Source organism: Methylocapsa polymorpha, assembly GCF_045689225.1.
In the GTDB taxonomy this organism is placed as follows: domain Bacteria; phylum Pseudomonadota; class Alphaproteobacteria; order Rhizobiales; family Beijerinckiaceae; genus Methylocapsa; species Methylocapsa polymorpha.
Map to the genome: position 1 here is coordinate 232,089 of NZ_CP136862.1, position 14,939 is coordinate 247,027.

General features: G+C 59.1%; 7 protein-coding genes and 1 pseudogene. 4 read left to right on the top strand and 4 right to left on the bottom strand.

Annotated elements, in window-relative coordinates:
* Positions 1–155: 155 nt before the first annotated feature.
* The 3 genes and pseudogenes from RZS28_RS01205 to RZS28_RS01215 all read right to left on the bottom strand — a co-directional run.
* Positions 156–737, bottom strand: coding sequence for an invasion associated locus B family protein (locus RZS28_RS01205; RefSeq protein WP_407339405.1), 582 nt, complete (start codon positions 735–737; stop codon positions 156–158).
* 8 nt (positions 738–745) lie between these two features.
* A complete protein-coding gene (locus tag RZS28_RS01210) occupies positions 746–8,014 on the bottom strand; it encodes a filamentous hemagglutinin N-terminal domain-containing protein (protein WP_407339406.1) in 7,269 nt (2,422 codons plus the stop codon).
* A gap of 585 nt (positions 8,015–8,599) precedes the next feature.
* Positions 8,600–8,887: pseudogene (locus RZS28_RS01215) on the bottom strand (hypothetical protein); the annotation flags it as partial.
* Between the two features lie 676 nt (positions 8,888–9,563).
* On the opposite strand from RZS28_RS01215, the gene RZS28_RS01220 reads away from it, so the two are divergent.
* From RZS28_RS01220 to RZS28_RS01235, 4 genes are all read left to right on the top strand, one after another.
* Positions 9,564–9,818, top strand: coding sequence for a hypothetical protein (locus tag RZS28_RS01220; RefSeq protein WP_407339407.1), 255 nt, complete (start codon positions 9,564–9,566; stop codon positions 9,816–9,818).
* Positions 9,819–9,898: 80 nt separating this feature from the next.
* Positions 9,899–11,302: a TolC family protein gene (locus RZS28_RS01225; RefSeq protein WP_407339408.1), complete on the top strand. Its 1,404-nt coding sequence runs from the start codon at positions 9,899–9,901 to the stop codon at positions 11,300–11,302.
* A 22-nt stretch (positions 11,303–11,324) separates the two neighbouring features.
* Positions 11,325–12,713, top strand: coding sequence for a multicopper oxidase family protein (locus RZS28_RS01230; protein WP_407339409.1), 1,389 nt, complete (start codon positions 11,325–11,327; stop codon positions 12,711–12,713).
* Positions 12,714–12,733: 20 nt separating this feature from the next.
* Positions 12,734–13,219, top strand: coding sequence for a plastocyanin/azurin family copper-binding protein (locus RZS28_RS01235; protein WP_407339410.1), 486 nt, complete (start codon positions 12,734–12,736; stop codon positions 13,217–13,219).
* A 576-nt stretch (positions 13,220–13,795) separates the two neighbouring features.
* On the opposite strand, the gene RZS28_RS01240 is transcribed toward RZS28_RS01235, so the two are convergent.
* On the bottom strand, positions 13,796–14,809 hold the full coding sequence (locus tag RZS28_RS01240; RefSeq protein WP_407339411.1) for a DUF4331 family protein: 1,014 nt from the start codon (positions 14,807–14,809) through the stop codon (positions 13,796–13,798).
* Between the last annotated feature and the right edge of the window lie 130 nt (positions 14,810–14,939).

Here is a 14,939-nt window from a genome sequence, read left to right on the forward strand (position 1 = left end):
ATGCGACAATTCCGCCGTACCGCATAAGCTTTGCCCTTACGAACTGAAACGAAAACTATTGAACTTTTCTCGCCCGATCGGCTGCCTTGCGGACGGAAACGCCGGTCCTTGGATCTCGATTAAACAGACCGTCGCGCATGAGTCGCCCGCCGAGGCTATTCCCCCAAAGCAGATGCGCGACTCAGTGCTGGCCCAAATCCTTTCAGCGAAATCTGAAAGGATAAGGTCTGGCCGTTCTCAGCATGCGCCGTCACGACCACGGCGGCCGCCTTATACAGCGTCTCGAGTGTTTTCTGCTCGAAGCTCACAGGGACGACACAACCTTGGGGCACGCAGGTCTTGAAACGCAACGTTTGGCCAATTTGAGCGTCGCCCGCCTTGAGTGTGGCGCCTTTGTCAAGCTCGAGCCCGAAAGGCAGCACAAGCAGGCCGTCGGCTCCTCCATTGCGTGGCTGCAACTCGACCGCGATCAGGCGTTGCTGGGTCTTTGCATCTGTCTGTTGTTGATTGATCACGCAGCGCTTTTTGCCCTGCGCCACAGAGCAGGCAACAAGCCAGTCCTCAAACGTTTCACTTACGGCTTGGGCTCCCCCTGGCAGCGCCGCTGTCTTCTTGGCAGCATCCGGACTTTCGGGTGGGCCTCCCGCGGCCGATGTCTGGGCGGGCAGAAATGCAGCACAGACGCTTAAGCTGAGCGCAAGGCGCCTAAAGCCCCAGCTTGATTTTATGCTCGTCATGGTCGCTCCTATTGTGCTTCGGCCGGAGCCGGGGCGTCGCTTGATTTACGCTCGAGGTCGAAATGCTGCCCATCAATCTCGATGCTGCGAATTCTGGCGCCGAACCCCGCTCCGCCGCCGCCGCCGCCTTCTTTATGACTCGCGTGATGGCTGTTGGAGGTCGTGTTGGCGGCTTCACGACGGCTGTGGCGCTCAGCGCTCGGCGCGGCTGCCGGCGGAGGAGGAGGCGACTCGATCGAGATGTTGTCCTCGATCTTTGGCGCCGCCGCTGAATACACGGCCTTGGCTCCGGCAGCGGAAATGTTCGCGCTCGGGGGCGACTCGGCGGCGAGTTCCGTATTGGTCGTTGCTATAACGGTCCCCGCGCGGGCCGCTGCGTCCACGATCTGCGCTTGAGCAGCCGCGCTTTGCGCCGGCAAATTCACATATGTGTTATTCGTAGAACTGCCGAGGTCGCTTCCTATCAGCGCGTTGGTGTCCCTGCCGCCGACGAGCGCCGCGCCAAACGCCGAGGAGTTCGTCACCACGGCGTTACCGGCGCCGCCATTGTTGTTCAAGCCTATCAGCGCGCCAACGTCCGTGACTCCCGTGACGGTTCCGAATGCTGACGAACTATCGACAACCGCGTCGAAACGGTTTCCGAATTGGTCTAACCCGCCGTTTGTGCCGACGAGCCCGCCGACATTCGTCACGCCTTGCACATTCCCATAGGCCAGAGACGAGATCACATTGCCGCCGTTAAAGCCCACCAGGCCGCCGACACTCGTAACGCCGTTGACATTTCCGGTAGCAGTCGACCCCGAAATGACGGATGGCGCATTGGGGTCCGTGCTGAAGTTCGTACCGGCGAACCCCCCGACATTAGTCTTGCCGATCACGTTTCCGCTCGCCTTGCTGTTGGTTATCGAGCCGCCGTTCTCGCCAGCAAATCCACCGACGTTTCCCGTGCCAGTCACTGACCCAGTTGCGGAGACGTTGGCTATTGTGCCGCCGTTCGATCCAACGGCGCCGCCGACCGAGAACGTGCCGGTTACAGTCGTTGATGTAGAGGAATTGCTGAGGCTGCCTCCATTGCTGCCGACAAGACCGCCGACGGTAGAGGGACCGCTGAGGGTTGAGGCGCCCTGGCTTGTGTTTATCGAACCGGAAGTCTGTATGCCGGAGACAGTCCCGGACGAATTGTTCCCGACGCCGCCGCCGATGGAGGAAACGGCGCCTGTCGCCGTTATAGTCCCGTTGTAGGAGCTATTGACGACTGACCCGGCTGTATTCCCGCCGAAGCTAGTTTCATTCGTGCCGACGAGCCCGCCCACGTCGTTTATGGTCGCCCAGCCATTTTCGTTCGAATTCGTCGCCTTGACGGACACACTAACCGTCGAGGACGAATTGCTGATGGCGCCGCCGGCATTGTCTCCGACAAGGCCGCCGATGCCGCTGCCGTTGAACAGCGTGCTAAGCCATTCGGAGCTGATCGAGCCGATTGCGGACGAATTAGTTATGTTGGCGCTCGTGCTTGTGTCGTTGGCGTTAAGGTTCAGGCCGACGAGGCCGCCGATCCAGTAGCTATTATTGGCGATGATGTCGACATTCGCGTGGCTATTGTCGATATTTCCGCCGTTGCTCCCGACCAGGCCGCCGATCGAGCCGCTGCCAACGCCGCCACCGTCGGCGAACGCATATCCGCCGACATAGATGCTTCCCTTGGCCGACGAATTCTTGATCAGGCCGGTTGAGCCGTTGGATCCCGCGAGGCCGCCAATATCGTTGCCAGCTCCTGGAATTGTGATGGCGATGTCGACATGCGCATTGTCGATGACGCCTGAGTTTGCGCCGACAAGACCGCCATCAGGGCCATGGAAGCTCGTGACGTCGGTTCCCCCACTGATGCTGCCCTTGACGTAGACGTTGCTAATCGTGCTTCCGATGTTAGATTGACCGGCCAGCCCGCCGCCATCCCCTGTGAGAACGAGATTCGTCAAGCCAAGATCGCGAACGGCTCCAGCGCCCGTGACGCTTATTTGGGGAGGGAAGTTGCTGTAATCATACGTAACTGTCCCAATGGACCCGATCAGTCCGTTCCCGCCAGTGCCGGCCGTGTCATTGATTGTCAGATTGCTGATCTTGTGTCCGAGACCTGCAAGCGTGCCGGAAAATGTAGCGATCAACGGACCGGAATAAGTTTGCGTTCCCACAAGATCCTGTCCCAGGGCGTAAAAGCCGGTGACGGCGGATTCAGGATTTCCTGTGTTGGGATCAAAGACGGGGTTGCCGTTTTGATCCAGGACCGGCGATGAAGGAAGCGCCGCAAGCTGCGCCAAGCTTTGAATGAGCGTGTAGGCTTGGCCATTGATGCTTAGTCCGGCGTTGGCGCCCGTGAGAGTCACCGAAGCCGGGCCGACTGTGATCGACAAATCCTTGCCGATCGTCAGATTATTGATCAAATAATTAGATCCCGCCGTCACCGCGCCCATCTCGGAATAGCCTCCATAGGCCAGCGTCAAACCGGCATGGTCGCCCGTGGCGGTAATGGCGTTGTTGATGTTGATATTCGCGCCCGCCGTCAGCGTCAGGCGCTCATCCGACGACCAGGTCACCGCATCGTTGACGGAAACGGAGCCTTGATAGGAGTTGAGGCTCAAATTACGAGTCGCCAGATTTGTCCCGACAGATTGCCCGCTAAACGCGCCATTCGGGCCAATCGAAATATCGCCGTTCTGGCTGTAGGACCACGTGCCGTTGACCCCAGTATCCATCGCCAGACTGTTGGCCAGAGCAACAGTATCGCCGGCTGTCTCAATGGTCCCGCCATTTCCGCTCGAGGCGCTGACGTTCAATGTTCCTCCAACAGAGGCGACGCCCGAGAGACCGCCGAGGGCGTAACGCGTAAGGCCGGGCGTGGCGCTGTCTAAGGTCAAGGTCATATTGTTGGCGGCCGCGAGGACAGCGGCGCCGCCGGGCGCCGACAGGCTGCCGGAATAAGTGACGCCGGCGCCGCTGGCGAATGCGGCGAACCCGTTGTTAGCGACGGTGATCTGACCCATTTCAGTGATTGACCCGGCGCCGCCGTAAGTGGCGAATTGGTAAACGCCATTTTCGAAATTGCCGTTGTCAATACTCAAGGTTGTCGCGACCAAGGCCCCGACGTTGACCTGCGACGAGCCTGAGAACAAGATGCCGTTGGAGTTGACTAGGAAGACGCGGCCATTGGCGTTCAACGCGCCATCGATGACGCTGCGTTCGTTCCCCGTTACGACATTGAGAACGATCGAGGTCGAACTCGGCTGAACAAAGGTGACTGACTCATTGGATCCAATTGAAAAGCGGAGCCAGTCAATAATCGCTTTGTCCGTGCTTTCGGTTACCGTCGTCGCGGAGCCCGATGACGTAATGCTCACCGTCCCATAGACGATTTTATCCACGGCCAAGTTGGCTGTGCCGACAAGGACCGAGCCGCTGGCGCCAACGAGCGTGTAGTTTGGATTGTTGACGGTTGCGCTGCTCACGCTAGTGATTGCCTGGACGCCCGCCGTCGTCCCCGCGATGGTGGCCGTTCCCGTCAAGCTGACAACGTCTCCAGGCACGGCGTTTTTGGCGTAAAGACCGGTCGCCGAGAAACTCGTGCTATTCGCAACGGTCTCGGTCCCATAGAGATCGAGCGACCGAGGCAAGATCGTCGCGGTGGACTGGACCGAGGCTGCTTGGAGCACGTAATTGCTGTTGTCGTTTCCAGTCAACGTAAGGCCGGATAATGTGACCGTCTTGTTTTGGCCGGCGTTTTTATCGCTGAACAAAGATGACGCGTAGCTAACCGCCACTGAGTCACCCGAAACGACGCCGCTAAGTTGCGTCGTCGCGGTCGCCTGGGCGGAACCGTCATAGATCTTGTCCGCGGCGCTGAAACTGGCGCTGATGGTCTTGGGATTGATGGTCGCCGTGGCGGTGTCGGACACAATGTAATTGGCCGCCTTGCCGCCGTTTGCGCCGTCCGTGACGGTAAAGGCGACTGTGGCGGTCTTGCCTTGTCCGGCGTTCTTGTCGCTGAAGGCTGCTGACTGATATGTAATGTCCAGCGTCTGACTGCCAACAAGCCCGACCAAGCCGCCTTGCGGCAATCCATTGTTGACAGCTCCAACCGTGGCGCCGTCATAGGTCTTGTCCGCCACGACCCCATTTGCGAGCGTCAACGTCGCGGGCGCGATGGTGAGGCCTCCTTTAATATTCGTATAGACCGCAGAGGTCACAACCGAGGTCGCAGAATAGGAGCCGGCGTCGATAAATCCCGACGGGGGTGTAATCAGCGCGAACTGACTAGCGGGAGCGGCTGTGGAGTAAATGCTGCTGTCAATGCCCTGCAGACCCGCTATCGCCAGAGTGCTAAACGTGTCGCTTGCCGAGCTGCCATAGCTCGGATTGGAATTGGCGGAAATAGGGCTGACAAGAACCGACAGTTGCACAAGAATTGGCGATTCGCCATGAGTCGTCGCGCCCCAAATCGTCGGATCAAAGCCGACATAATTAGCGAAGACGCTTGATTGATCCTTTGTCAGCTGCGTAGCCGTCGAATTGTCAAGAGGCGCAGGGGTGCTGGGATTATATTGCGGCGCGTACCAATAATCATCTGTGGTCGTGCCGCCATTATTGACGGCTACGAATCCAAAACTCTGCTTTGTGGTGGACGTAGACCCATTCGCGATCGCGTAAGATGTGCTGATCGTACCGGAATTGATATAAGCGAAGGCGGAATCCCACGGTTGCGTAAAACCGCTGCTCAATGCTGTGGAATAGGAATTCGTGATCGCGCCAGCGTTATCTCCAACGAAGCCGGCGGTATGAACCCCGTAGATTTGCGCAGTGCCATCAATGGTGCCGTAATAAACATAGGACTGATCAATGGTTCCGGTACTGGTGTTCTTGCCGACGAAACCTCCCGCCAGAGAATTGGAGGTCAATGCGTCGCCGGATAAGTCCACGCCAGTCCGGGTGTAGCTTTGAGAAATGAGACCGGAATTCACTCCGGCAAACCCACCAGCATAGGCGATGGAACTCACAGTCCCTTGGACAGAGGAGCCGTTGCTAAACCGGGAGGCGCTCGTGTAAATAGCGCCGGAGGCCTCGTTGGCGCCGACGAAACCGCCTATGTTCAGCGTGCCGGTGACCAAAACGGCGGCATAGCTATTGGCGATCAATCCGTAGTTATCGCCAACGAACCCGCCCACGTCGGCGACAGTCGCATTGGGCGTCGAGCCGTTCTGCGCCGTCACGCTTCCGATCGCGAAACTATTAAGAATAGTTCCCTTGTTGACGTCCGCCAGCAATCCGAACGCGGCAAGATTAACTGTTGGATCGGTGGTATTTGCGCCGTTATTGTTCGGATTGGGCCCAAGATTAACTGAATTTGCGTAAAGATTTGTCACGACGCCAGTGGCGCCGATGGTTCCGAACAGGCCGAGGCCATCGCTTTGAATCCCCAAATTTATCATGTGGCCGAAGCCATTGAAGGCGCCTGTGAGCGGCTGCGCGTCTGTGCCAATTGGCGTTGTCAGCTTATTCCAATTAACGCTGAGATCGTTGCCGAGGACGTAATAGCCGGTAGGAGAGATCGTCGGGAGGACCGTTTCACAGGCGCTTGAACAGGTAATGACGGTGTAAGCCTGCCCGTTCAGCGTGACCGCGCCGCTGCCGGCAAAATTTATTTTTCCAACAAAAGAGCTAGGAGGCGACGAGTAGGAAGAAATATGTGCGCTCTGAAGCGTATAAAGGCCGTAAGGCGTATAGCCGTCAGTGTTGAGTCCGGCGCCCGTCACCGCCGCAGTCGAATTGCCGCTTGCATCGATGACATGGCCGTAATTGGCCGCGAAGCTCGCCGTACCCGAAGCCGTCATCACATTGTTGACGTAGATATTGGCGCCGGCGTTCAGCGTGAGCGTGCCGGCCGACCAAGTCACAGGCGCATTGACATTGATATTATTTGCCGCCGCCAAGGTTAGAGAATTGGCCGAGGGCGTCGCCGAGGTCGATGACCAGTTCAAAACCGCGTTGACATTGATGTCGCCGAGATCGGCGCCGCTTGAGCTCGTGACAATGACGACGTTGCCGTTTGCGAGTTCGTTGAGGAGGGTCGTGGCTCCTATGCCGCTCGATGTCTGATTGCCAGTTCCTGCGAAGATCGTGAAATCGGTTGGATCTATGAGCCAAGTGCCGTTGGTTCCGTTGGCGGCCTTGGTCGTGATGATGGCGTTGTCAGCGATCGTCACCTTATTGCCCGAAGTCTCGATTTTGCCGCCGTTTCCGCCCTTCGGCGCCGAGGCGTCGAGCTTGCCCGCGACATTGACCGTCCCGCCCGAGGCTAGAAGCTTGATCGAGCCGACATGGGCTGTGGTCGTTGCGTCGGAGCCGCCCTTGAGGGCGGCCATTGTGCGCGCCTGGATGACGCCCGAGTTGTTGACCTGCGCCGACAGCACCGCATCGGCCGCCTTGGCGGTCAGGATCACCCGGCCGCCATCGGCCTTGATCGCCGCCTTGTTTTCGACCAGCGCGTTCAGCGTCCCTTCGTCGATCGTCACGTCGAGAAGCGAATTTCCTTCGAAATTGAGGGTGATCTTATCGCCCGACGCCATCGCCACCGTCCCGAGCGTGGCGGTGATCACGCCTTCGTTCGAGACCGTCTTGCCGAGCAGCGCGACATAGCCGCCGTCATGCGCATGAATCTTGCCGAGGTTGACGACCGAAGCCGCCGAGGAGCCGGAGAATGTGTAGTTTCCGGCGATGAAATTGGCGTTGGATATATCAAGTGTCGAGGCGACGAGGCCGCCGACATTGACCTGCGAGCTCTTGGTGAAAAGAACGCCTGCCGAATTGACGATGAAGACCTGGCCATTGGCGTTGAGCGCGCCCGAGATGACGCTTTGCTCATTGCCGATGACGCGGTTGAGAGTCACCGCCGAGCTGCTCGGCTGGTTGAAATTGACGGTCTCCTGCGGGGCGATGGAGAAGCCCTGCCAGTTGATGATCGCCTTGCTGGAGGACTGATTGATGTTGGTGGTGGCTCCAACCTGGGAGATGCCGGCGGAGCCCTCGACGACCGTCCCTCCCGTAGGCCCCGCGAGCGATGGACGCTGGAGAGCCATCAAGGCCGCAATGGCGGTCATCGTGGCGAAGGACCCTTGGACGATGCGCCTGCTGCTGGAAGGCTGCCGGATGGCGGCGTAAGGGACGGAAAGCGATCTCGCGCCCTGCTTCGGAGCTATAAATCTCGGGGGATGGCTTTTTTTGCGCATTGGGGGATCAATCATTTAGGAAGCCGCAGAAGCGATATACAACACGATATTAGAGTGCATCGGGGTTAGGGTTTGCGTCAATGTCTAAAAGACCCCTTCACGACGTATGCTTTTATTCTTTGGGCGGCGTGGCATATTGGCCACATCGTCGCTAAAGCGTCGTGCTATCTTATTGGAAGAAATAGGCTTTGCGTCGATGCGGCGCGGCTCTCGCCATATCAACGGAAGCCTGACGTCAGGCCGCATTTGCACCGAGAACAAGCTCCTCTTAATTCCGTCGTTTCGGGTGGAGCGCTTCCAAGTGTCCGTCGCGAGAGTTTTTGAGAGAGACGGCGGCGTGATTGGCTATCCGCCCAATTTCGCATGCCCATTGAGCCGATGGTTTTTGGTTGAGCGATGAGGTTTCGCCAAGCGGCGTCGATGACGCCGTCATAGCTTTCCAAGACGCGGTTTGAGAGCTAGTTGGCGCGAGGAGCTGCCAGATGTCCTTCGATTTGGGTTCAGTTCTGGGGCGGGAGGGTGAAAAGATCAGCGTCATGATCCTGTGGAGGTTGAGCGCGCCGAGAGTGGCAAAAACACTCGGGTTCAAGCAGCTCTGAGCAAAGGAGGCGTTGGTTGAAAGGTCGGGTGGAGGGACAGCGCAGGCAGGTCGGCGTCGTGCCGAAGCCGTTGTCGTAGATTGCCGTTCACTATCGCCGCTCTGACCTGCAGCATGAGATGAGCGCCCGAACGGGACCATCGCATTTGCTGCTTTTTGACCATCCTTTTCGCAACCAAGGAATTGACTGCGGATTCCTCCAAGCTGGTCGAAATACGACGCCCCGCCCTATATCTCGCGCCATAATCGACAAATGCGCTCCGATTGGAGTGAATAGGTCAGAAGTTGAGCGACGAACGCACTGAAAAAACCTTGTTTCGCCTCATTCCGGGTTTTATGCTAACGAGACACCCCCTATGATTTTGTCAGATCCGGACGTGAACGCGGCATGTTAAACTGGCTTATACCCGGGGCGCGCTTCTGTGGTGCGATGAGCCTCGTCGCGCTATATGCCGTTTGCCTCATCATGCCCTCGGTCGCATGGGCGTTCCCGAGCGGCAGTGCGCCATCCCGCTGCCTCACCGATCATCATCGCAGCGTCTCGGAGGTCCGGCTCCAAGATGGCGTACACATCCATGGCGACGCTCATTCTCTTGGCAATGGCGCGATAGACAATCATTCCGACAACTCCATGGAAGGCGGAGACGGCAAGCTAAAGTGTCATGCCGGCGCATGCTGCGGGCCTTCTTGTTTCGCCGCCATAATCAGCGATCCGGCCGCCGCCGTGGCGCTGCCGGTTTCAGCGTCTCCCTTGTTTGGGGCGCTCGATGAAAGTCATGACGGCCGCGGGCCCAAACATATCGCCCGGCCTCCAAAGCCCTTCTTGTCGCTGTAAAGCCCGGCGCCGCGGCTGATTGACGGCCGCCCGCGCCCCAGATCGATCGACGCGACGAAGGTCTTTTCATGTCTTGCCAATTGCGGGCTCACGCCGCCTCCTTCGAGAGGCTGCGGATGACCTTATTTCTCGACCGGCTCCCTAAGTTTGCGAGCATTCTGCTCCTCGCTGGCGTCATCGACGGCTGCGCCGCACCCCCGATAGCGCCGTTCGCCGGTCCGGAACCTTCGGATCCGGCCGCGCAAATCCCTGCGGCGAGCTACCGCTCGACAATCGACGTTTTCGCTAACCTGCGGCCAGTCGAGCCCGGCCGTTGGAAGGGCAATGAGCCGGCTCCCCCAGCGTCGAAGCCCGTTTCGGAGCCGCACTAATGAATTTCTTGGATCGAACCTTGGCCGTTCCGATCACTGTTCCGCCTACGCCCTCACGAACAGTGCGCCTCGGCGCTGCAATGGCAGTAGCTACAGCCCTTTCTGGCTGCGCCAGTTTCTCACCCGACGGCGGCATGAGCGTCGCTGCCGGCATTGTCGCAAAGGAGCTCAAAGAGGAGACTGTAGCGATCCGCACGCCGGAGGACGCGAGCTCGGCGCGGGCCAGAATCGAACATCTGCTCAAACGTCCCCTGACCGCTGACGCCGCCGTGCAGATTGCGCTTCTCAACAATCGCGGCCTCCAGGCCGCTTATAACGAATTGGGCGTCGCCGAGGCGGCGATGGTGCGGGCTAGTCTTCCGCCGAACCCGAGCTTTTCCCTTTCGCGGATCTCGGGCACTCTGGAATCCGAGCTCGAGGCGACGATCGCCGCCGATATCCTCGCGCTTGCGACATTGCCGGCGCGAGCGGAAATTGCCGCCGATCGATTCCGCGCGGCGCAGCTGAGCGCCGCCGAAGAGACGCTCCGCATGGCGGCGGAGGCGCGCCGCAACTACTATCGGGCCGTCGCCGCGCGCGAACTGGTCGGCCTTCTGACGCAAGCGAACGCTGCGGCCGAGACGGCGGCGAAGCTTGCGCGCCAACTTGGCGAGACCGGCGCGATGAACAAGCTCGACCAGGCGCGCGATCAGGTCTTCTACGCCGACCTTACCGCCCAGCTTGCGAGCGCGCGCCAACAGGCGTCCGGGGAGCGCGAGCAGCTCATCCGGTCGCTGGGTCTTTGGGGCGGCGATCTCGATTTCACTTTACCGAACGCGTTACCGGCTCTGCCCCCGCGCCCCGAGACCATTCCGATGGTGGAGCAATATGCAATCGATCGACGGATCGATCTGGAGATCGGCCGCATAGAGCTCGAAGCGCTGGCGAAGTCATACGGCCTGTCGAACGCGACGCGGTTCGTCAACCTGTTTCAATTGTCCGGCATCTACAAGGATACAAGGGAAAGCGTTGGCGGCGAGAGCGTTCAATTCCGGGATTTCGGACCCGGCGCCACCGTTGAAATCCCGATATTCGATTTCGGCGAAATCCGGGTCCGCCAGGCTGAGCTGGCCTATATGCGGGCCGTAAACCGCCTGGCCGAAAGGGCCGTCAACGCCCGCTCGGAAGCGCGCGACGCCTATCGCGCCTATCGCTCGACCTTCGACATCGCTAGCCATTACCAACGGCAGATCTTGCCTCTGCGCAAGATTATCTCGGACGAAACTCTTCTTCGCTACAACACAATGCTGATCGATGTCTTCACGCTGCTCGATGAAGCCCGGCGGCGAATCCTGGCGACGATAGCGGCGATCGAAGCCAAGCGCGACTTCTGGATCGCCAAGACCGACCTTCAGGCCGCGATCATTGGCGGACGCGAAGCCCGTCCGATAGATGAAACGTCCAAGCTCGGGGCCATCACCGGGGCCGGAGCCGACGGCCCATGACAAGCAGGACCGGAGGCGAGACATGATGTCCCGACGACATTTTTTAGGAGCAGCGGCGGGCCTGGCAAGCGTCAGCGCAGTGAGTGGCCGCGTTCAGGCGGCAAGCATTCCCGAAGCGCCGAACACTACGACGACGACAATGCAGCCGCCACTGCAACCCACGAATGGCCAGGAGTATCAGCCCGTCGTGACTTTGAACGGCTGGACGCTGCCGTGGCGGATGAACGGCGACTGGAAGGAGTTTCATCTTGTCGCTGAACCGGTCGTGCGCGAATTCGCGCCCGGAATGAAGGCGCATTTGTGGGGCTACAACGGACAGTCGCCGGGGCCGACGATCGAGGTTGTGGAAGGAGACAAGGTCCGGATCTTCGTCACCAACAAGCTGCCAGAGCACACGTCAGTCCATTGGCATGGAATAATATTGCCAAATGGGATGGACGGCGTAGGCGGCGTCACCCAGCCGCACATTCCCCCCGACAAGACATTCGTCTATGAGTTCCACCTCAAGGAGAGCGGCAGCTTCATGTACCATCCGCATTCCGATGAGATGGTGCAGATGGCGATGGGCATGATGGGAATGTTCATTGTGCATCCGCGCGACCCCAAGCTCTATCCAGTCGATCGCGATTTCGTGTTCGTCATGGCCGCCTATGACATAGATCCGGGGACCTATCTGCCCAAAGTCTCGGAGATGACGGATTTCAATATGTGGACGTGGAACAGCCGGGTCTTTCCCGGCATTGATCCGCTGCCGGTGCGCCTCGGCGACCGCGTGCGCGTGCGGATGGCTAATTTGAGCATGACCAACCATCCGATCCATCTCCATGGCCACCACTTCTCAGTCACCGGCACAGATGGCGGCTGGGTGCCGGAGTCCGCGCGATGGCCGGAGGCCACGATCGATGTTCCGGTCGGCGCGATCCGCGCGTGCGAGTTCATTGCCGACAATCCCGGCGACTGGCCATTCCATTGCCACAAGTCGCACCACACGATGAACGCGATGGGCCACAACGTCAGAAACTTCATCGGCGCCGCTCAGAAGGGCGATCTTGTCCGCGCCGTCCGCAAGCTGGCCCCGGGGTACATGCCAATGGGTGATTCCGGCATGGCCGACATGGGCAAGATGGAGATGCCCGGGCCTGCAAACACGCTGCCGATGATGACCGGTTCCGGCCAATTCGGCCCTGCCGAGATGGGCGGCATGTTCACCGTCATCAAGATCCGCGACAACCTCGCTGCGAATGATTACAAGGACCCCGGCCCGTACGATCACCCTGCAGACACGGTAGCCTATGAATTCAAGGACAAAGTCGAAGACGCGCCACGGCGGAACGTGCAGATGAAAAAACCGTCAGCGGAAATGCCGATACTTCAGCCCGGCGCCAAGGCAGGCCACAAGGGTCATCACTGAGTTGGAGCAAAGGACATCAAATGAGGCTAATCTTCTCAACAACCTGCGCCGTTCTATGGGCCCTTGCCACTGTGCCGGCAAAAGCCGGGCCTGACACGCAGGCACACATGCACGATGCGCCGGCATTCTCCGCTGGTGAGCCGGGCGACGCGCAAAAGTCGTCGCGGGTCATCCAGGTGACCATGCAAGAGCATGATGGGAAAATGCTCTTCGTCCCAGACCGCATCGAAGTGGAGAAAGGCGAGCAAATCAAATTCATGCTGCATAACATTGGCGAGCTCGAGCACGAATTCGTGCTCGCAGACACCGAGGAGAATTTAGAGCACGCGGAAATGATGATGAAGAACCCCGAAATGCGACACGTCGACCCGAATGCGAGGCGCGTCGCGCCAAAGCAAACAGACGAGATCGTCTGGAAGTTCACCAAGGCCGGCGAATTCGAGTTCGCATGTTTGATCCCGGGGCATCGCGATGCGGGCATGTTCGGCGTCGTGGAAGTAAAATAAGCGGAGCGAGAAAGCGAGCAAGTGCGCAAGGAGAGAAAACGCGTTCGGCATAGCGCGCTACTGTACGGACATGATCGAGCTCTTCGCGCGCGGCCTCCGCGGCGACTTTTTCATATTCGCGCAGGAAAGTCGCGGTTTGAGCTGGCGCAGATGATGCGCGAGCAGAACTTGCGCGGTGCCGGACTGGCGGGAAAAGCCGCCGTCATCATGCCGCCTTCCCGGAGACAAGGACTATATAATCGGCGGCCGAGATCGGCTTGACGTTGGCGGCGGGCGCGTAGGGATAAATACCGAGATCGAGATTTCCGGGTTTGCATTCGATCTTGGCGAGGACCACTTGCTTGACGCAGGCAAGTTTAGGCAGCCTGCGAACATTAGGCTGCGCGTCGAAGCTAATGGCGCCGAGCCGGACCGCATCGAGCGCCGCCGCAGCGACGCTCTAAGCGCACGCCAATCGCCAAGGCCTTCCTATGTCTGATAGAGGACCGGTCAGCCCGTCAGGTTCGAGTTGTTGTACCGAGCAAACCGGTCAAGCTGCCGGGCTAAGCTTCCGCGCGGACGCCCTGTCGGGCGCTGCTAGTTCTTCTTCTGATGCGGGGCGCCGAGGTACGGAAACTCCCTGAGAATGTCGGTGTGCGGTTTCAAACCGCTGGAAGGGCATTCGCCCTTGGTCAGGAACGCGAGGCGGTAATCAATCACGTCGTCAGTGAAGACGCGGCCGTTGGGATATTTCGCAGGCTTCGATGGATCGAAACTCAGCACGTCGGGCAGCGTTCGCTCCTTGTCGATCTCGGCAATCGCTTCTTCGCGCGAGTAATTTCCCGTGTGGCCCATCAGATGCACGAACTGATCGAGCCAGCGCCTGCGATCGTTCACTGGCTCGCTGGCGTTGTATTCCAACTTCGTGTCGTCTGTGTTGAAAAAGCTGCTGACGCTCGGATGGCCCGCGCGATCAGCGTGGATCAGCTTGTCATCCTGCCGCACGCTGCAGCGTCCCCAGATATGTACTTCGGGCTTCGGGGCTAGTTCGCTCGTCGGCAGTTCGACCGCCATCGAGAAGACGTTGGCTTCGGTATTCGAATCCACGCCAGTCCACGGCGACTTGCCGCTCAGGTGAGGCTCGGTGAAATTCCGCTTGCCTCTGATGTCGAACAGATTCTTGATGCCGTCGAAATCAAAGAAGAAGGCGTCGCTGCGACTGCCGGCGAAGAACGTGTAGTCGGCCGCCTTGACGAGGTTAGGCTCGGGGCCGAATGAGACTTCCGCATCGGCGACTATCTTCGTTCCGATAGCTTCGGCTGAGCGCGACTCTGCGCCTTTGGCCAGAAACACGTTGAAAGTCTGCTTGCCGTTTTGCGGCTTCGAAAACACGTAGCTAAGCGCGACGTCCGTCAGCAAATCACCGTCGTTGTCGATGTTGAGCCGGTAAATGGCGTCGGGATGGAGCGCGTCAGCATTTGGATTTGCGTTGAGGATGATCACGGTTCTCGACGGGTCGGTGGGCGACTGGAACGCGTAGAGATCGCACAGGTCGAGTCTTTGGTCGCCGAGCGGCGGACCGAGGCTGAGTCCAGTAAAATGATTCGACATTGTTTCCTTCCTTCGTAATCGAGTCATTCGAGCCCATAAGCCACGATTGTGAGGATATAGAATTGGCCGGATTCAGTCCAGCGGGTATGGCCGCGATTGTGCGTCCCGCCGACTGCTGGCCAAGCCTATT

Bases quoted from the DNA above. Each gene is read 5' to 3' on its own strand.
- RZS28_RS01205 (WP_407339405.1), bottom strand. From the start codon at position 737: ATGACGAGCATAAAATCAAGCTGGGGCTTTAGGCGCCTTGCGCTCAGC.
- RZS28_RS01210 (WP_407339406.1), bottom strand. From the start codon at position 8,014: ATGCGCAAAAAAAGCCATCCCCCGAGATTTATAGCTCCGAAGCAGGGC.
- RZS28_RS01220 (WP_407339407.1), top strand. From the start codon at position 9,564: ATGACCTTATTTCTCGACCGGCTCCCTAAGTTTGCGAGCATTCTGCTC.
- RZS28_RS01225 (WP_407339408.1), top strand. From the start codon at position 9,899: ATGGCAGTAGCTACAGCCCTTTCTGGCTGCGCCAGTTTCTCACCCGAC.
- RZS28_RS01230 (WP_407339409.1), top strand. From the start codon at position 11,325: ATGATGTCCCGACGACATTTTTTAGGAGCAGCGGCGGGCCTGGCAAGC.
- RZS28_RS01235 (WP_407339410.1), top strand. From the start codon at position 12,734: ATGAGGCTAATCTTCTCAACAACCTGCGCCGTTCTATGGGCCCTTGCC.
- RZS28_RS01240 (WP_407339411.1), bottom strand. From the start codon at position 14,809: ATGTCGAATCATTTTACTGGACTCAGCCTCGGTCCGCCGCTCGGCGAC.